A 17,755-nucleotide genomic window follows, 5' to 3' on the forward strand; every position below is an offset into this window, starting at 1 on the left:
ACGGCCGCCGGGCACAGGCGAGTATGCGGCCATGTGGCGTCAGGTCGCACGCCAGCCGCTCCACCGCAGGGCCGAGACCTCGACCACCGGTCCGCCGGGCGGCCGGTCGGCGTACTGGTGGTACTTCGCGACGAGCAGACCGATGCGGCGGGCTGCCTGCGGGGACCGGTCCGGCGGCGGAAGTACGCGGGCCCTGCCGTCGACCCGGACCCACCACAGACGGCCCCAGTCCTCCTCGTAGTGGTCGGCGAGCAGACAGACCGAGGGGTTGGCGGCCATGTTGGCCAGGCGTTTCAGCCGTGTCGTCCGCTTCGGTTTGTGGTCCACGGCCAGCACCAGCGTGTCGTCGTCCACGGCGAACACCACCGGCACCAGGTGCGGGCGGGCCGTCGTGTCGGCCGTCGCCAGGCGGGCGATGCGCGCGGCGGCGAACCGCTCCCGTGCCTCAGCACTCGTCAGAGCGGGCATCGCGGCCCTTGCCGGTGGGCCTCACGACGCTCAGGCCCTTGCCGGTGGGCCTCACGACGCTCACGGCGCCCGCGACGCACACGGGCCGCGCCGCGGGCGCGCGTCTCCGGGTCGGTCCCACGGTTCCGGGACACGGCGGCTTCCAGCACCTCAGCGGTACCGGCCGGCGACGGCGGCCAGCCCGTCCAGATACTCCAGCGTCTCCCGTTCGGGCAGCGTCGGTACGTAGAACAGCAGCCGCTCCACCCCCAGCGCGAGATAGCCGTCGATCTGCCCGGGATCGTCCGGCGCCGCGTACACCGTCACCGGCACCTCCCGGTCGGCCAGGGCGCGCAGCCGCTCGATCCGGGGACCGAGCTCCTGCGGCGACATGCTGTTGGCCAGCCACGCGTCTCCGAGCCGCGCCACCCGGGGGAACGCCCCCTCGCCGCCGCCGACGTAGATCGGCGGATGGGGGCGCTGCACGGGCTTGGGCCAGGCGAAGACCGGATCGAAATCCACGAACTCGCCGTGGAACTCCGCCTTCTCGGCCGTCCACAGCTCCCGCATGGCACGCAGCCGCTCGTCGGTGAGCCGGCCGCGGGTGGCAGGATCGGTGCCGTGGTTCCGCATCTCCTCACGGTTCCAGCCGACACCGACGCCGAGGATCACGCGGCCGCCGGAGACCAGGTCCAGCGAGGCCACCTCCTTCGCCGTGATGATCGGGTCGCGCTGCGGGATCAGCGCGATGCCGGTGCCCAGCAGCAGTCGCTCGGTCACGACACCGGCCGCGGTCAGGGCGACGAAGGGATCAAGGGTGCGGTAGTACATCTCCGGCAGTTCGCCACCGCCCGGGTAGGGCGTCCGACGGCTCGCCGGAACATGGCTGTGCTCGGCGATGAACAACGAGTCGAATGCACGTTCCTCAAGGGCGGTCCCGAGGGCGGCCGGCCCGATGCCCTGGTCGGTAAGGAAGGTCGAGACCCCGAATTTCACGGCGGCTCCTCAAAGGGTCGGATACGGGATACGGAGGGGTGGCACAGATCTTCTGCCTACCCGCCCCGAGCACGTCCGCCCCGATGACCACCCGGGTGAACCATCACGGAGCACGGTTCCGGGTCCCGGTCCGCATCCGCGCCGGCCGGCACGGCCCGGACCCCGGCCCCTGTCCTCACATGGCCCGCAGCACCGCAACCGACGACAAGTACGTCCGGGACGCGCCGAGTTGTCGCCTCGCCGACCGCCGGAGCCGCGACCGGAGGGGAAGCGGACGCAGAACCGACCGGACCGGGCGCCGCACGTCCCCGGTGCGGCGCCCGTTGGCGGAAGTCCTACTGCCTCGAACCGCACCCCGGGCAGAACGCGGCTCCCTGTGGAACGGTCGCGCTGCAGGAACCGCACTGCGGGCTCTGGGCGAGATGGTGGCCGCACCCCGGACAGAACGCGCCGCCATGGGTCTCCGTACGGCACTGCGGGCAGACCAGCTGCCGAGGTGCGCTCACGTCGTAACTCTGCCCGGCGGTCTGCCCGGCGGCGTAGGCCCGGTCCGCCACGAAGTCGTTCATCCCGCGCCGACGGGCCGCCTCCGCCTCGGCGGCGGTGTCGGGGGCGCACTGCAGACAGAGGCCCTGCTCGATGTTCCAGCACCGCCCGCAGACGTACGAGGTGCATCGGGGGCAGCGGTTGAAGTGTCCCTGTGCGTTGTCGATCGCACGCTGGAACGCGGTGTCCCTCGCACCGCCCCAGGTGGCACCCGCCAGCCCGTCGGCCGCGTTGCCGATGGTGCCGGCGCTGCCGCCCAGCAGGCTCCAGGCGGCATTGGCCCCCTTGCCTATCCAACTGGCCGCCTGCCCCGATCTGAACGGCTCGAACGGCGAGCGCCAGGTGTCCGAACACCGCGAGCACCTGAATTCGAACTGGAAACCCGCACCGGTGCCGTGCTGCTGCGACAGGTCGCTGTAGTTGTTACTGAAGTAGATTTCGTCACCCATGCCTGAACCTCGCGTCATTCGATCAGTTTTTCCCACTCGTATGATGGCAACGATCGGTCGTACCGGTACGGACGGTCCGGTCACTGTTTGGTAATACCTTCGCAGGTCAGGCCTGGGTCTCCACGGCCGTCGGGGTCGCGGGCGACCGCCACCGCCGGCTCGCCCCTCGCGGGTGTGCCAACGGCGGGCGCGGCCTTCCGGCGCGTCACAAAGAAGCCGGACCACCGTCCGGGGAGACTTCCGCCATGACCAACGCGATGAAAGCAGTCCTCGAAGGCGGGCCCGACGATCTTCCTGAGCGGATCGTCTCCCTCACCACAGCGGGGGCCGATCTCAAGATCCCGTTCCGTGGCGGATACGAGCACTTCAGGGCGACGACACGCCACCAGGAATCCGCCGAGGGTCAATTGCCCGTCTACGAATGGTGGGAGCGGACCGAAGTGCCGGGGTGAATTCCATTTCCGCACGCACATGGCACCGCGCCGCGCATCGGATCAACTCCGTTGCGCGGCGCGGCAGGTGTGAGGCGTCAGGCGTCAGGACAGCGCGAGCTCGGTGACGTTGTCGGCCTCCAGGACCCACGTCGCGCTCAGGCCGCCTTCCTTGACCCGCGCGTCCCCGTCACCCTTGAGGACTCCGATACGGTTGCCCGACAGGGCGATCTGGATGGCGCGGTTGTACTCGTGCACCCAGGTCGCGCTGAGGCCGCCCTCCTTCACGTACGCGTCACCGTTGTCCTTCAGGACACCGATGCGCTTGCCCGACAGTTCGAGCTGGATGACGTCGTCGGACTCACGGACCCAGGTCGCGCTGAGACCGCCCTCCTTCACCCACGCGACACCGTTGCCCGTGAGGACGCCGATGCGGTTGCCCGACAGGTCGATGCCGATGACGTTGTCGGACTCCTTGACCCAGCTCGCGCTCAGGCCGCCCTCCTTCACGTAGGCGTCGCCGTTGCCCTTGACGACGCCGATGCGGTTGCCCGACAGCTCCAGTTCCTTGATGTGGTCGGATTCCTTGACCCAGCTCGCGCTGAGACCGCCCTCCTTCACGTACGCGTCACCGTTGTCCTTCAGGACGCCGATGCGGTTGCCGGACAGGGCGATCTGCTTGACGTCATCGGACTCGCGGACCCAGGTCGCGCTGAGACCGCCCTCCTTCACCCACGCGACACCGTTGCCCGTGAGGACGCCGATGCGGTTGCCCGACAGGGCGACCTGCTTGACGTTGCCGTGCTCCTTGACCCAGGTCGCGCTGAGGCCGCCCTCCTTCACGTACGCGTCACCGTTGGCACGCAGGGTGCCGATCCGGTTGCCGCCGTCACCGGAGACCGTGCCGGGCACCGCGTTGGCCGTGGACGCGCCGGTGAGACCGGCGAGTGCCAGAACGGCGGCGACCGCGGAGAGAGTCTTGAGATTCATCCGAGCAACTCCTGTACGCATAGCGACCCTTGGGACCGGAGTGCGGCGCCCACGGGGGATTCTTCAATCCGAAGACGATCAACGACTGACCGGACCGACGGTGTGTAGGCCATTGGGGTGATGAAGGAGCATCGAACAGGGCCTTGCCTCGTGCCGGAGCCGGGTCGGCCGCGGTCGCGCCGCCGCCGGGCCGAGCGCCCGGGGGACAAGGGTTGCCCGGACGGCCTTTCGGCGGGATGCGTGCGGGGGCGGCGTGCTTGATAGCGTCGCTCCCGCGATTGCGGACCGCTCCCCGCCGGGGTCGTCGCTGCGCCCGGTCGGCCCTGCCCTCGACGGACGGCCGACGGGAGCGGGCGTGCTGACGGCACGGGGACGTTCGCGGCAAGGACGAAGAGGGCCGACGCATGAGCCTCGCGCAGTTGCACTACACCTCTGCCTCTGCGGGCGACGACGGGGGCGGCGCACGGTTCACGGCGGTCAGCGCCGGCCTGCCCACGCCCGTGCTGGCCGAGGCCGAGCAACTCCTCGGATACGAACCGCCGGCCGGGGCTCCGTACCACCCGACGGCCGCCGAACTCCGTTCGTTCCCGGAAGCGTTGAGCTTCAGCGCGCTGTCCGACGGCAGTCATCTGCTGGGGCGGGCGGTGGCGCTCGGCGGTCCGGGCACCGGTCGTTTCCACGCACACGCGGTACACCTTCCGGCCGGCGCCAGGCTGCCGGGAGGCGCGCTGCCGATCACGGCCTGGCGGTCGCCGAACTGGGCCTCCACCGCGCCGGACGGCGGCGCGCCCGCCCGAATAACCTCTCTGCCCGCCTCCGCCGCTTTCGGACCGGAGGCACTGAACGACTTCGCGGTCTCCCGGAGTCCCTGGCTGGCGGCGGTCTTCGCCGATCTGCGACGGGTGAGCGAGCAGCCGTCCGCGGCGCGGGTGGTTCTCGTGGAGCGGCAGAGTGCCGACGTGGCCCGCTGGATCGCCCTGGCCACAGCCGTACTCCCGCCGTGGCACGCGCAGCGGCTGACCTTCACGACATACACCCGCCGTCCGGAACGATCCCCGCACCAGGTCGTCGGGGTGCTGCCCCAGGACGCACCGGAACCGGCCGGCTCCGACGGCGCGCTGCGGGTGCACACCTGCGCCGGGGCGCGCCCGGAAGGACCGGTGGACGACGCCTGGGCCGAGACCTGCGCCCGGATCTGGCGGAGCCGGTCCCCGGAGCTGTTCCGGGCGGCGGCGGAACTGCCCGGCGAGCCCTTCGCGGCCGGACCGCTCGCCGTCACCGCGCTGTGCGCGGGCATCGATCTCGGCCCCGGCGAGCGTGCCGCGGCGGCCGACTGGGCCGCCGAGCGGCCGTACGCGCTGGACGAGGAGCGGACACGGCTGCTGACGGATGCGCTGACGGCACCGGGAATCGACCGTACGACTGCCGAACTCTCCTGTGTGGCACGCCTGTTGACCGCGCTCGACGGGCGCTCCCCGGCCGCCACGACGGCTTCGCTCGCCGCTCTTCTGGTGACGGAGGCGGTACGCGGCGGTGATGTCGCGCTCGAACCGCCCGCGCGCTCGGCCTTCGCCGGACCGGCCGGGGAGCGTGCCGTCGCCGCGCTCGTCACCGCCCTGGGCGACGACCTCCGCAGCGAACTGGCCACCGGTGCGCCCGCCACGGCCGGCGCACCCGGCCGGGCCGTGACGCGCGCGGTGCAACTGCTGCGGATCGCGCGGCTGCTCGATGTGGACTGCGCGGATCTGCTCCCCGATGTCGTGCGCCGGATGGCCCGGTCCCTGCTGGCCGAAGGGGCCGCCGACTGCGGACCGGTGCTGCTCGACCTGCTGGACGAACAGTTCGACGTCCGTACGGCGCTGCTGGGCGAGTTGGACCGGGTCGCCCCGCACGATCCGGCGGCGACGGAGCGGCTGCTGACCGGGGTCCGTCTGCCCTTCACCGGAACCCAGGCGCTGCCGCACCTGCGGATGTGCGCGGCGGCGCCGGACGCCAGGGCGTGCGGCGGCGACCGGGTGAAGACGGTACACATGGTGCTGCGCGCCGGTGGTATGTCACCTTTCACCGAACCGCTGGTACTGCGGACCGCGGTGGGCCTGGTGTGGGGCGAGGACACGCCCACGGCGGGCGAGGCCCGACTGCTGCTGGGCGGTACCACCTCCGACGCGCACCGCACGGCCGGTACGTGGTCCGCTCTCGTCGCGGCGGCGCTCGGCGCCCCGGCCGACGACGAGGAGGCCCCGGAACTCGCCCATGACCTGCTGCGCGGCTTCCCCCGGGAGATCGACGCGCGGGTGCGTGGCGCCCTGCTGCTGCTGGAGTTCGCGCGGGACGTGCGCTCGGGTGCGGCGGAGCCCGGCTGGGCGGACCGGGCCCGGAAGCTGTGTGCCGAGGCCGAGCCGGTGGAACCAGGGGTGCGCGACCAGGCGTTCGCCGCCCTGGGGGGACGGCTGCTCGCTGCGGACCGGCCCGAGGCGGAGCTGTACGCGTTCGTCCACAGCGACGACGCGGACCTCATCGCGGCCTACGGAACGGCCGCCCGCCATGACACGGTCCTTGCCCGGCTGCGTTCCGAACCGGCCTATGTGGCCGACTGCTTCACCGTCTGGAGCTCCCATCCGCACGCGGGCCGCGCCTGGAGCGAGACGCGGGCGGCGCTGCTGGCACAGGTGCTGCGACCGGTGGTGCGCGGCCTGTCCGCCGGTGAGGTGACGGCGGTGGAGGAGGCCGTCGAGCGTACGGGCAGCAGCCGCACGGTGGAGGCGTTCCGGGCGTGGAACCGGCCGGACGGATTCGGCAGACGGCTCGGCAGCAGGCTGACGGCACGGGTGCGCCGGTCGTAGGGCAGCGGCCGCCCGGCCGGGCCCCTGCGCGTCGTGGGCCGTCCGGCGCGACCGGTACCGTGTGACATGTCTGTCTCGTGTGCTCCTGGCGGGCTGCGTGACCCCCCGAGGAACCGATGAGGAACAGATGACGACGAACCGTGGACGCAAGGACGTCATCCGGGACCGCATGGCCGCGACCGGCGAGTCGTACAACGTCGCCGCCCGCAATCTGAAGGCGATGAAGGACATGGGCGCCACGCGTGAGGCGGTCCTCACCCAGCGCTGGCGTCCCGCCGAGACGCCCGATGTGCCATGCCCCTGCGGCGGCACGTGCGAGCCCGGCGAGAGGTGCGAGCGCTGCCACGCGCTCCACCGGCACGTGGCGCGCTACCCCGGCAGCGTCACGGACGTGGAGACCTGGGCGGACCGCTACGACTGCATGGGCTGCCCGTCCTCGTACATCCTGACCGTGGTGCTGCCCGGTCGGCCGTGGGGAGTCGTCGAGACGGCGGTCCGGGGCGGCTCGGCGGAGCCCGTCGTACGGGCCCGGGTCTTTCCGGGGGTCGTCCATCCGCTGCTGCGACCGGAGAACACCGGGGACGGGGACGAGGGCTGATGCCGGGCATCGGCCCCCGTTCCGGCCGGTGAACCTTTCCGGTCACGGCACCGGCCGTGGTCGTCGGTCCTCTTCGTTCCGGCGTCCGCCCGCTGTCCGGCGGCCGGCCGCCGGTCGACGGGGTCGCCCTGCCGCCGAACGCCCTGCCGCCCTCGGCCGTCGTGCCCCGGCCGTTTCGCCGTCAGCCCTCGTCGGGCGTCAGGCGCAGTGAGATCGAGTTGATGCAGTACCGCTGGTCCGTCGGGGTCGGGTAGCCCTCGCCCTCGAAGACATGGCCGAGGTGCGATCCGCAGCGGGCACAGCGGACCTCGGTGCGGACCATGCCGTGGCTGCGGTCCTGGATCAGTTCGACGGCATCGGAGTCCTTCGGGTCGTAGAAGGACGGCCAGCCGCAGTGCGACTCGAATTTGGTGTCGGAGCGGAACAGCTCCGCGTCACAGGCGCGGCAGGAGTAGACGCCCGTGGTCTTGGTGTCGGTGTATTCGCCGACGAAAGCGGGTTCGGTGCCGGCCCGGCGCAGGACCGCGTACTCGGCGGGGGTCAGCTCCGCCCGCCACTGCTCGTCCGGCTTCTCGATGTCGTACGACACGTCGCTCCCTCAGCTCGACAGGTGGTCCAGGATCTGCGGGCCGAGGTCCGTGACGTCGCCCGCCCCCATGGTGAGAACGAGGTCGCCGGGCTTCGCCATTCCCGCGACGATCTCGGGGACCGCCGCCTTTTCGTGGACGGCGGCGACATCGGCTCCCGCGCTCCTCGCCGCGTCGATGATCAGGGCGCTGGTGATGCCGGGGATCGGGTCCTCGCGGGCCGGGTAGATGTCCAGCACCACGGAGGCGTCGGCCAGGGCGAGTGCCTGCCCCATCTCGGTGCCGAGTTCCTGGGTGCGGGAGAAGAGGTGGGGCTGGAAGACGACCAGGAGACGGGCGTCGGACGCGGCGCCGCGCATCGCTTCGAGGTCGGCGGTCATCTCGGTGGGGTGGTGCGCGTACGAGTCGATGACCTGCACACCCGCCGCCTCGCCCTTGAGCTGGAGGCGGCGCTTGACGCCGGTGTACTTGCCGAGGGCCGAGGCCAGGTTGTGGGCCGGGATGCCGAGGGCGACACCGGCGGCAAGGGCCGCGACCGCGTTGAGGGCGTAGTGGCGGCCGGGCACGGAGACCGTGAACGTGAGGTACTTCCCGTTCAGGACGACCGTGACCTCGCTGGTCAGACCACGCGGGGTGACCTTGTGGACGCGTACGTCGGCGGTCTCGGAGGCGCCGTAGGTGACGACCTTCACCGAGGAGAGGTCACGCACCCGCTTCGTCAGCTCGACGGCGCCGGCCTGATCGGCGGAGATCACCAGGGTGCCACCGGGAACGATCTTGCCGGCGAACGTCTCGAAGGACTCGTAGATCTCGTCCATCGAGGCGTAGTTCGCGTGGTGGTCCAGCTCGACATTGAGGACGATCGCGACCTCGGGGTCGTACTTCTGGAAGCTGCGATCGCTTTCGTCCGCCTCCGCGACGAAGATCTCGCCCGCGCCGTGCGCGGCGTTGGTGCCGGGCCCCGCGAGGTCGCCGCCGATGGCGTACGAGGGGTCGAGGTTCAGTTCGGACAGGGCGACGGCCAGCATCGATGTGGTGGTCGTCTTGCCGTGCGTACCGGCCACCGCGATCGCACGCAGGCCGCCCATCAGGGAGGCCAGCGCGTCGGAGCGGTGCACGACGGGGATCGACAGCTCGGCGGCGCGCACCAGCTCCGGATTGTCGGGGCGGATGGCGCTGGAGACGACCACGCACGAGGCGTCGTCCGCCAGATGTGCGGCGGCGTGCCCGATGTGGACGGTCGCCCCCAGCGCCCGCAGCGCCTCGGCCGTGCCCGACTCCTTGGCGTCACTGCCCGCGACCTTCGCGCCGCGCTGGGTGAGGATCTTCGCGATGCCCGACATTCCGGCGCCGCCGATGCCGATGAAGTGCGGCCGTTCCATGGCGGCAGGAATACCGGGTGCCATGCGTATGTCTCCCCAAATGTCGATGCGAGTCGCCCCCAGCCTATTCGCTGTGCGCGAAGAGCTTGAGCACCGGTACGCCGACCTTGTGCCGGGCCCTCGACGCCCAGTCCCGGTGGAAGAACTCCTCCACGTAGTGCGGCGCGGTGAGCACGATGACCTCGTCCGCCTCGGCGTCGTCGACCACGGACTTCAGCTTGTCCAGCGGGTGCTCCTCGATCACCTGCCCGACCGCTTCCGAGCCTGCCTGCCGCAGCGCTTCGAGTGACACTTCGAGCGCCAGTTCGGCGGACTGCCTGGCATTCTTGCCCTCCGGCTCCTCACCCTCACGGGCGGCCTCCTTCAGCTCTCCCATCGCCAGGTCGTCGATGGCCCGCAACAGCACATCGGCCTGGTCACCGCGCGGCTGCATGAGCACGACGAAGGAGGTCTGCTCCTCCCCGTGCAGGGTGGTGACGAACTCGACGTCCTCGGAAGTGAGGGGCTTCTCGATCATCAAAACGCTGGTGAACACCACGGGCGCCCTTCTGCTTCAGTGACCGTCGGCGGTCTCTGCTGAAACCATCCTTCCCCGTGCCGACACGGGGTCTGCGAGAGTAATTGTGCCCACCGGAAGCTAAGCGGAACGGTAAATTCCGCCGATTGTCAGATCCGACGGTATCGGGTGAAGAGGAACCCGGCCTCTTCCAGCATCGATGCCAGGGCGAATCGTTCCGGCACGGCCACCGAGGGGCCACCGGCGATCCGCTGCGCGTCTCCGGCGGTCAGCATCGGCGAGAGGGTCAGACAGAGTTCGTCCAGCACCCCGGCCGCCACGAACTGACCCAGCATCCTGGGCCCGCCCTCGGTCAGCAGCCGCTTGAGTCCCCGGTCCGCCAGCTCCCGTACGGCCCTGGCGGGGTCCACCCGGGACCCCTCCCCCGCGATGACCACCTCGGCGCCCGCCCTGAGGGCCTCCTCGATCCGGCCCTCAGGGGCTCCGGCGCCGGTCAGCACGAGGGTCGGAACGAGCGGCGAGACGAAGAGCGGCAGCGAGAAGTCCAGGTCCAGGCTGCCGCTCACCACGGCGATCGCCGGTGCGGGCCCCTGCCCGGCCGCGGCCCGGCGGGCGGCGAAGGCCTCGCGGGCCCTGGCCGGCCGGTAGCCCTCCAGCCGCACCGTCTCCGCCCCCGCCACCACCACATCGGCCAGACCGCGCAGCGTGCCGAAGATCCGCATGTCGCTCTCGCACGAGATCGGCTGCGAGCGCCCGTCGTGCTGAGCGGCGCCGTCGAGCGTCGAAACCATGTTGGCGCGGAGCCAGGGGCCGTCGTGTTCGGGGTACGCGTAGGCGTCGGCCAGATCGTCCAGACTCCACTCCCCCTCGTCGTCGGCCGGTGTCGGGTCGGTCACAGGGAAGAGGCGTCGCATGCCCCGCAGTCTGGCACGGCCCTTAAGCTTGACGGTTGTGTCGTCCTCCACCGCCGTGCCGGGGCAGAGCCCCATAGCCGAAACGGCCCCGCTGTCCCTGTGCGCGCTCGAACCGCACGTTCCCGCCGACCGACTGGTCGCCGAGATGGTGCCGCCGCCGCGTTTCGACTCCGTGCGTTTCGATACCTATGTCCCGGACCCGGGCCGGCCGAGCCAGACCGAGGCGGTCGAGGTCCTGAGCGGCTTCGCGGCCGGGCTCGGCGGGGCGCACGCCAGCGGCTCCGGCAAGAACAAAAGAGCGCGAAGCGCGTCCTCGGAGGGGTGGTGGCGGGCGACGGGTGGGCGGTTCAGCAGGAAGCCGACGGCGCCCGCGGCCCCTCTCGGGGTCTATCTCGACGGCGGCTACGGCGTCGGCAAGACCCATCTGCTGGCCTCCCTCTGGCACGCCACGCCCGCCGCGCCCTCACTGAAGGCGTTCGGCACGTTCGTCGAGCTGACGAACCTGGTCGGTGCCCTGGGCTTCCAGCAGACCGTGCAGACGCTGAGCGGGCACCGGCTGCTGTGCATCGACGAATTCGAGCTGGACGACCCGGGCGACACCGTCCTGGTGTCGTCGCTGCTCAGCAGGCTCGTCGAGGCGGGGGTCGCGCTCGCCGCCACGTCCAACACGCTGCCCGGCAAGCTCGGCGAGGGCCGGTTCGCCGCCGCCGACTTCCTGCGGGAGATCCAGGGGCTGTCCGCGCACTTCCGTCCGCTGCGGATCGACGGCGAGGACTACCGCCACCGCGGGCTGCCCGAGGCCCCCGCCCCGTACTCCGCCGAGCAGGTCACCCGGGCCGCGTACGCCACCGAGGGCGCGAGCCTGGACGACTTCCCCGCGCTCCTCGACCATCTCGCCCGGGTCCATCCGAGCCGCTACGGCGCGCTGACGGACGGCCTGCGGGCGGTCTGCCTGACCGAGGTCCAGCCGGTGCCGGACCAGTCGACCGCGCTGCGGCTCGTCGTCCTCGCCGACCGGCTGTACGACCGTGAGGTCCCGGTGCTCGCCTCCGGGGTCCCGTTCGACAGGCTGTTCAGCGAGGAGATGCTGAACGGCGGGTACCGGAAGAAGTATTTCCGGGCGATCTCCCGGCTGACGGCGCTGGCGCGCGACGCAAAGGGGCTGGTGGCGCAGTAGGTTCGGGGGCGTACCACCCTTCGGGGGGCGTACCACCCGAGGTGCCCCGGGGCGCCTCGTTCCTCCCGCAGCAACCGCGCACACCGTTTGAAAGGATCCAGCATGGCTACCACGCGTCAGGCGCACACGATCTGGGAAGGCAACCTGATCCAGGGCAAGGGCGTCGTCACCTTCGACTCCTCGGGCATCGGTGAGTACGAGGTCTCCTGGCCGTCGCGCGCGGAGAAGGCGAACGGCAGGACGAGCCCCGAGGAGCTCATCGCGGCGGCCCACTCCAGCTGCTTCTCGATGGCGCTGTCCAACGGTCTGGCCACGGCCGGCACCCCGCCGACCCGGCTGGACACCCGGGCCGAGGTGACCTTCCAGCCCGGTACCGGCATCACCGGTATCCACCTCACCGTCCAGGGCGAGGTGCCCGGACTCGACGAGGCGGGCTTCGTCAAGGCCGCCGAGGACGCCAAGGCGAACTGCCCGGTCAGCCAGGCACTCACGGGTACGACGATCACGCTCACCGCGTCCCTGGCCTGACCCCACGGGCCCCCGCGGGCCCGTGACACGCACGAGGCACGGTGACCCGCATGGTTTCCGCGCGACGATACGCGTGGTACACACATGCGGGTCACTTCTCCTGTCCGCCAGCAGGGAGTTGCCTCATGTCATCGACAGCAGCACGACACCTCGCAACACGACGACAGGTCCTGGCAGGCAGCGGCGCGGCCGTTGCCTCGATCGCCTTCGCCGGGGCGTTCTCCGAACTCTTCGCGGGTACCGCCGCCGCCCGGGGACACAGCGGCTACGGCCCGCTGGTGCCGGACCCCGACGGGCTGCTCGACCTCCCGAAGGGCTTCCGCTACCGGGTCCTGTCCCGGGAGGGCGATGCGCTCCGCTCCGGGGAGGGCCAGGTCCCCAGCAACCATGACGGCATGGCCGCCTTCGCGGGCCGACACGGTCACGTCCGCCTCGTGCGCAACCACGAGAACCGCGTCACAGCCAAGATCCCGGTCCCGGTCGTCGAGGGCCTCACCTACGACCCGATGGGCAAGGGCGGCTGTACAGCTCTGGAGCTGGACGGCCGCAACAACGTCCTCGGCGAACGCGTCGCCATCGCCGGTACGGCGGTGAACTGCGCGGGTGGCCGCACCCCTTGGAACACCTGGCTGACCTGCGAGGAGACCGAGGACCGGGCCGGTACCAACGGCTATACCAAGGACCACGGCTTCGTCTTCGAGGTGGACGGCGCCGATCCGCGCCGCACCGGCGCCGTGCCGCTCACCGCGATGGGCCGCTTCCAGCACGAGGCGATCGCGATCGATCCGAAGAGCGGGATCGTGTACGAGACGGAGGACGCGTTCGACAAGCCGTTCGGGCTCTTCTACCGCTTCCTGCCGGACAAGCCGCTCGGCGGGACGGGCTCGCTGCGGGCGGGCGGCCATCTGGAGGCCATGCGGGTGCCGGGCGTCCCCGACCTCTCCGTGGTCCAGGAGACCGGCGCGAGCTTCGACGGCGTCGAGTGGGTGCCCGTACCGGATCCGCAGGCGGCCGTGACCCCGATCCGGTTCCAGGACTTCGGCCCGAAGGGCATCACGCACGCGCAGAAGCTGGAGGGCTGCTACTGGGGCGGGACCTCGGTCTACTTCGTCTCCAGCTTCGCGCACAGCTCGCAGGGTTCGGCGGCCGACCACTACGGCCAGGTGTGGCGGTACGAGCCGAAGCGGCGCCGCCTCACGCTGGTGATCGTCTTCGGTCCCGGTACGGACGTCCAACTGCCCGGCGAGTCCCCGGACAACATCTGTCTGGCCTCCGACGGTGGGCTGATGGTGTGCGAGGACGGCGACGGCGCACAGCATGTTTTCGGCCTGACGCGGGGCGGCGAGGTGTACGCGATGGCGCGGGGCCGCCAGAACATCGGGACGCCCGAGGAGCCCGCGTGGGGCGAGTTCGCCGGGGTCACGTTCGCTCCGGACGGCGGGACGATGTTCGTCAACTGCTATACGCCGGGGACGACGTTCGCGGTGACCGGCCCGTGGCGCTGACGCGCTGACGCGCGCGGGGGGCGGGCCTTGTCGCCCGTCCCCCGTGCCGCTGCTCGGGGCGAGATCTCCTACCAGTTGGTGAACGCCCCGTCCGTCGTGCGCAGATGAGGCCGTTCGGCGGCGGTGGCCTGGTACTTACGGGCCTCTTCGCGGTCGATGACGACACCGATGCCGGGCAGGTCGCTGCGCTCGACCCGGCCGGGGAGGACCGTGGGCCGTTCGGCGAAGAGGCCGGCGATGGCCGGTTCGGGGTCGGTCTGGTGCTCCTGTATCGCCACATTGGGGCAGGCGAGGTTGAGCTGGAGCGACGACGCGGCGGTGACCGGGCCGAGGGGATTGTGCGTGGCGAGTTTGATGTGGTGGGCCTCCGCCATCGCGGCGATCTTCTTCGCCTCGGTGAGACCGGCGGCGACGCCGATGTCGACCCGGGCGTAGTCGATGAGCTCCTCCTCGATGAGGCTCCTGAACTCCCATTTGGAACCGTACTGTTCGCCGGCTGCCAACGGCACCCCCGTGCGCGCCCGCAGCATCCGGTAGCTGTCCGGGTTCTCGCAGCGCAGCGGGTCCTCGACGAAGTACGGGCGTGCCGCCTCGATCTCCCGGCACAAGGTCAGCGCCTCGGGCGGATCCAGCCGCGTGTGCACATCGAGCACGAGCTCCACCTCGTCGCCCACGGCGTCCCGTACCTGGTGGAAGAGTTCGACGGTGTCGCGCAGGCAACGACGGGCGTCCAGCACGCCGTCGGCGTCGTGCGGTGCGGCGAAGCGGAGGTGGCGCCAGCCCGTCGCGACGAGGTCGCGGCAGCGGTCGAGGAACCACTCCCGGTCGTGGTAGCCGTCACCGACGTGCACATAGGCGGGTACGTGGTCACGCACCCGGCCGCCGAAAAGTTCGTGCGCGGGGACGCCGAGTGCCTTGCCGCGGATGTCCCACAGCGCCACGTCCACGGCGGCGACGGCGGCGCCGAGGATGCGGTCGGCGGGGAAGAAGCCGCGGCGGAACATCACCTGCCAGAGGTGTTCGATCCGCCGCGGGTCCTCGCCGGTGATCAGCTCGGCCAGGTGCTCCAGCCCACCCGCAACCGCCTTCTGCCGGGATCTGATTCCGACCTCGCCCAAGCCGTGGATGCCCTCGTCGGTGTCGACCACGACCAGCATCATGCTGTCGCCGTGGTCGGGGAGAGTCAGCACTTCCAGGCCGGTGATCTTCATGCCACTCCTCTATGAAAACGTTCCCGCAATTGCAGGGCAGTTGTTGAGAACGCATCATCGGCAATGAGTGGGGCCCAGCACAATCCCCTTGCGCACAGCGGATTTTCCTCGTGGAAACACTCTTGACACGTCCGAGAACGTTCGCAAGGATCCACCGCATCCAGCAGGGGTCAGACGAGGAGGCCGGTCGTGGCAGTCACAATCCGGGAGGTGGCGAGCGCCGCGGGCGTCTCGGTGTCGACGGTGTCCCGTGCGTTCACCGCACCCGATCAGGTCCAGCCGAAGACCCGGCAGCGCATCCTCGACGCCGCGGCCAAGCTCGGCTACTCCCCCAACCCGGCGGCCCGCAGCCTGCGCGGCGGCGGCACCGGTACCCTCGGGCTGATCGTCCCGGACATCGCCAACCCGTTCTTCCCGCCGATCGTCAAGGCGATGCAGGCCCGCGCCCGGCGCCTGGGCTACACGATCCTGGTCGCCGACAGCGACGAGCGCGAGGCCGACGAGCTGGAGACGATCGCGGCATTCTCCAAGCGGGTCGACGGTCTGCTCCTGTGGGCCTCCACGCTCACCGAGGACCGGCTGCGCGAACTCGCCGCCCAGATGCCGGTGGTGGTCGTGAACCGCCATGTGCCGGGCATCCCCGAGGTACGGATCTCGCTGTCGGCCGGTATCACCCAGGCCGCCGAGCACCTGTGCGCGTACGGCCACCGGCGCTGTGTGTTCATCAACGCCTCACGGGCCGAGCTCAGCCGCGGCAAGTCCATTCAGGAGTCCTTCGAGGCGCTGGACCTCTCCCTCGTCGAACTCGGCCCGTACGAACCGCGGTTCGAGACCGGCGTGCACGCGGCGACGCTGGTCGCCGCGCACGGCGCCACGGCGGTCATCGCCCACAACGACCTGGTCGCCCTCGGTGTGCTGCACCAGATGGCAGGCCTCGGCGTCAGCGTCCCCGGCGACATCAGCGTCATCGGCATCGACGACACGTTGCTGGCCTCGGTCTCCACCCCCAATCTGACCACCATCAGGATCGATCCCGAGGAAATCGCCACCCGGGCCAGCGATCTGCTCATCGAAACGATCAACGGCCGGACGAAGGACGACGCGGCCCCGTGCGTGGAGATCGGCTCCCGTCTGATCCCGCGCGCTTCCACGGGTCCCGCCCCCGCCAACTGAGCAGCACCCCTCACCGCCGGACCTCCTGAAATCCCCGCATCGGGCCCTCCCCTGCTTTCCCCTGCCCTTCTTGGAGTCGAAATGTCCAGAACATTCCACCGTGCAGCCGTACTGGGGTGCATAGCCGTGTCCGTGGCCCTCACGGGCTGTTCCGCCGTCACCCCGAGCAGCTCCGGCTCGGGAGGAGACCTCGTACTCCGCGTCCAGGGCATGCCGCCGGCCACCGACAAGCCGGCGCTGGCCCTGTTCAAGAAGCAGGTCGCCGACTTCGAGAAGGCCAATCCGGGCATCCGGGTCAAGGGCTCCACGACGGTCTACGACCCGCTGACGTTCTCCGCCAAGCTGTCCGGCGGCAATGTCGAGGACGTCATCAGGGTGCCGCTCACCGAACCGCAACGGCTCATCCAGCAGAAGCAGGTCCAGCCGATCACCGAGCGACTCAGCGAGTGGGACCACTTCAAGGAGTTCAACCCGCAGGTGCTGGGGCCCGTCAGCGACAGCGCCGGCCAGGTCTACGGCGTACCGCAGAACCCGTACGCCCAGGGCCTGGTCTACAACCGCGAGCTGTTCCGGAAGGCCGGTCTCGACCCCGACAAGCCGCCGACGACGTGGGAGGAGGTCCGGACCGCCGCGAAGAGGATCAGCGAGAGGACCGGCAAGGCCGGCTTCGTCCACGAGTCGAAGGACAACCAGGGCGGCTGGCAGCTCACGATGCTCTCGTACGCCTTCGGCGGCGAGCTGGAGAAGCGGGAGGGCGGCACATACACCGCCACGCTGACCGGCGCGGAGACGAAGAAGGCGCTCGGCCTGCTCAAGGACATGCGCTGGAAGGACGACTCGCTGGGCAGGAATCTGCTGAACAACCAGAACGACGTCATCAAGCAGTTCGCGGCCGGGCAGGTCGGGATGTTCATGGGCAGCCCCGGCACCTACCGGCTCGCCACCATGCAGTTCGGCATGAAGAACACCGATGTCTTCGGTGTCGGTCCGATGCCTCAGTCGGGCGGCAACGCCACGCTGACCGGCGGTGACATCTACATGGTCCCGAAGTCGGTGGACAGCAAGCGCGCCGCGGCCGCGGTCAAGTGGCTGACCTTCGCCTATGCCGAGCCGCAGTACAGCACGGACATCGCCGCCCAGCAGGCCGAGACCCTCTCCGCCGATCCCAAGTCCGCGGTGGGCGTGCCGACCCTGCCGGTGTTCGACGCGAAGCGGCAGAACGAGATCAACGCGGCGATTCTGCCGTACGTCAATGTCGAGCAGGCGAACTTCCGGCCGTACACCGACGGTCTGACGAAGCTCGCCCTCAAGCCGGAGCCGCCGTACCAGGCGCAGCAGCTCTACACGGCGCTCGACCCGGTCGTCCAGTCGGTCCTCACCGAGCGGGGCGCCGACATCGACGCCCTGCTGGCCGCGGCCGAGAAGGACGTCAACGCCAAGTTCTCCGCCGACCAGAAGTAG

The 17,755-nt window shown here is 70.6% G+C and carries 17 protein-coding genes; 8 read left to right on the forward strand and 9 right to left on the reverse strand.

All coding sequences use genetic code 11. The features are described from left to right. Window positions 1–39: 39 nt before the first annotated feature. The 3 genes from ABZ826_RS16825 to ABZ826_RS16835 all read right to left on the reverse strand — a co-directional run bounded on the left by ABZ826_RS16825 (window position 40) and on the right by ABZ826_RS16835 (window position 2,438). Window positions 40–468: a TIGR03668 family PPOX class F420-dependent oxidoreductase gene (locus ABZ826_RS16825; RefSeq protein ID WP_361447913.1), complete on the reverse strand. Its 429-nt coding sequence runs from the start codon at window positions 466–468 to the stop codon at window positions 40–42. A 150-nt stretch (window positions 469–618) separates the two neighbouring features. Beyond that, a complete protein-coding gene (locus ABZ826_RS16830) occupies window positions 619–1,443 on the reverse strand; it encodes an LLM class F420-dependent oxidoreductase (RefSeq protein ID WP_361447916.1) in 825 nt (274 codons plus the stop codon). 335 nt (window positions 1,444–1,778) lie between these two features. Beyond that, on the reverse strand, window positions 1,779–2,438 hold the full coding sequence (locus tag ABZ826_RS16835; protein WP_361447919.1) for a zinc ribbon domain-containing protein: 660 nt from the start codon (window positions 2,436–2,438) through the stop codon (window positions 1,779–1,781). A gap of 245 nt (window positions 2,439–2,683) precedes the next feature. Between ABZ826_RS16835 and ABZ826_RS16840 the strand changes: the two genes are divergently transcribed. Beyond that, window positions 2,684–2,890 (forward strand): DUF5988 family protein, encoded by a 207-nt coding sequence (locus ABZ826_RS16840; RefSeq protein ID WP_361447922.1) that lies wholly within the window; start codon window positions 2,684–2,686, stop codon window positions 2,888–2,890. A gap of 84 nt (window positions 2,891–2,974) precedes the next feature. Here ABZ826_RS16840 and ABZ826_RS16845 read toward each other — a convergent pair whose 3' ends face one another. Further along, window positions 2,975–3,859, reverse strand: a complete 885-nt coding sequence (locus ABZ826_RS16845; protein WP_361447925.1) for a peptidase S1 — start codon at window positions 3,857–3,859, stop codon at window positions 2,975–2,977. Between the two features lie 404 nt (window positions 3,860–4,263). Between ABZ826_RS16845 and ABZ826_RS16850 the strand changes: the two genes are divergently transcribed. Both ABZ826_RS16850 and ABZ826_RS16855 read left to right on the forward strand, forming a co-directional pair. Continuing rightward, window positions 4,264–6,702, forward strand: a complete 2,439-nt coding sequence (locus tag ABZ826_RS16850) for a GTPase-associated protein 1-related protein (protein ID WP_361447928.1) — start codon at window positions 4,264–4,266, stop codon at window positions 6,700–6,702. Between the two features lie 127 nt (window positions 6,703–6,829). Next, a complete protein-coding gene (locus tag ABZ826_RS16855) occupies window positions 6,830–7,300 on the forward strand; it encodes a hypothetical protein (protein ID WP_361447931.1) in 471 nt (156 codons plus the stop codon). 181 nt (window positions 7,301–7,481) lie between these two features. Here the strand turns inward: ABZ826_RS16855 and msrB are convergent, their stop codons facing one another. The 4 genes from msrB to ABZ826_RS16875 all read right to left on the reverse strand — a co-directional run bounded on the left by msrB (window position 7,482) and on the right by ABZ826_RS16875 (window position 10,700). Then, on the reverse strand, window positions 7,482–7,889 hold the full coding sequence (gene msrB, locus ABZ826_RS16860) for a peptide-methionine (R)-S-oxide reductase MsrB (protein ID WP_361447934.1): 408 nt from the start codon (window positions 7,887–7,889) through the stop codon (window positions 7,482–7,484). A 9-nt stretch (window positions 7,890–7,898) separates the two neighbouring features. Beyond that, complete coding sequence (gene murC, locus ABZ826_RS16865) at window positions 7,899–9,293, reverse strand: UDP-N-acetylmuramate--L-alanine ligase (RefSeq protein ID WP_361447936.1); 1,395 nt, start codon at window positions 9,291–9,293, stop codon at window positions 7,899–7,901. Between the two features lie 40 nt (window positions 9,294–9,333). Further along, entirely contained in the window at window positions 9,334–9,786 is a 453-nt protein-coding gene (locus tag ABZ826_RS16870; protein WP_093899314.1) for an indole-3-glycerol phosphate synthase, read from the reverse strand. A gap of 149 nt (window positions 9,787–9,935) precedes the next feature. Further along, on the reverse strand, window positions 9,936–10,700 hold the full coding sequence (locus ABZ826_RS16875; RefSeq protein WP_361447938.1) for a pyrimidine reductase family protein: 765 nt from the start codon (window positions 10,698–10,700) through the stop codon (window positions 9,936–9,938). Between the two features lie 37 nt (window positions 10,701–10,737). Here ABZ826_RS16875 and zapE point away from each other — a divergent pair, with 37 nt between their 5' ends. The 3 genes from zapE (at window position 10,738) to ABZ826_RS16890 (ending at window position 13,910) form a co-directional block, all read left to right on the forward strand. Then, complete coding sequence (gene zapE / locus ABZ826_RS16880) at window positions 10,738–11,877, forward strand: cell division protein ZapE (RefSeq protein WP_361447941.1); 1,140 nt, start codon at window positions 10,738–10,740, stop codon at window positions 11,875–11,877. 102 nt (window positions 11,878–11,979) lie between these two features. Beyond that, on the forward strand, window positions 11,980–12,405 hold the full coding sequence (locus ABZ826_RS16885; protein WP_361447944.1) for an OsmC family protein: 426 nt from the start codon (window positions 11,980–11,982) through the stop codon (window positions 12,403–12,405). A gap of 125 nt (window positions 12,406–12,530) precedes the next feature. After that, window positions 12,531–13,910, forward strand: a complete 1,380-nt coding sequence (locus tag ABZ826_RS16890; protein WP_361447947.1) for an alkaline phosphatase PhoX — start codon at window positions 12,531–12,533, stop codon at window positions 13,908–13,910. Between the two features lie 68 nt (window positions 13,911–13,978). Here the strand turns inward: ABZ826_RS16890 and ABZ826_RS16895 are convergent, their stop codons facing one another. After that, window positions 13,979–15,121: a mandelate racemase/muconate lactonizing enzyme family protein gene (locus ABZ826_RS16895; protein WP_361447950.1), complete on the reverse strand. Its 1,143-nt coding sequence runs from the start codon at window positions 15,119–15,121 to the stop codon at window positions 13,979–13,981. Between the two features lie 189 nt (window positions 15,122–15,310). On the opposite strand from ABZ826_RS16895, the gene ABZ826_RS16900 reads away from it, so the two are divergent. After that, window positions 15,311–16,294 (forward strand): LacI family DNA-binding transcriptional regulator, encoded by a 984-nt coding sequence (locus ABZ826_RS16900; RefSeq protein WP_361447953.1) that lies wholly within the window; start codon window positions 15,311–15,313, stop codon window positions 16,292–16,294. Window positions 16,295–16,375: 81 nt separating this feature from the next. After that, window positions 16,376–17,755 carry an extracellular solute-binding protein gene (locus ABZ826_RS16905; protein WP_361447956.1) on the forward strand — a complete coding sequence of 460 codons (1,380 nt, stop codon included), beginning with the start codon at window positions 16,376–16,378 and terminating at the stop codon, window positions 17,753–17,755.

This window comes from Streptomyces sp. NPDC047515 (assembly GCF_040643055.1).
Taxonomy (GTDB): Bacteria; Actinomycetota; Actinomycetes; order Streptomycetales; family Streptomycetaceae; genus Streptomyces.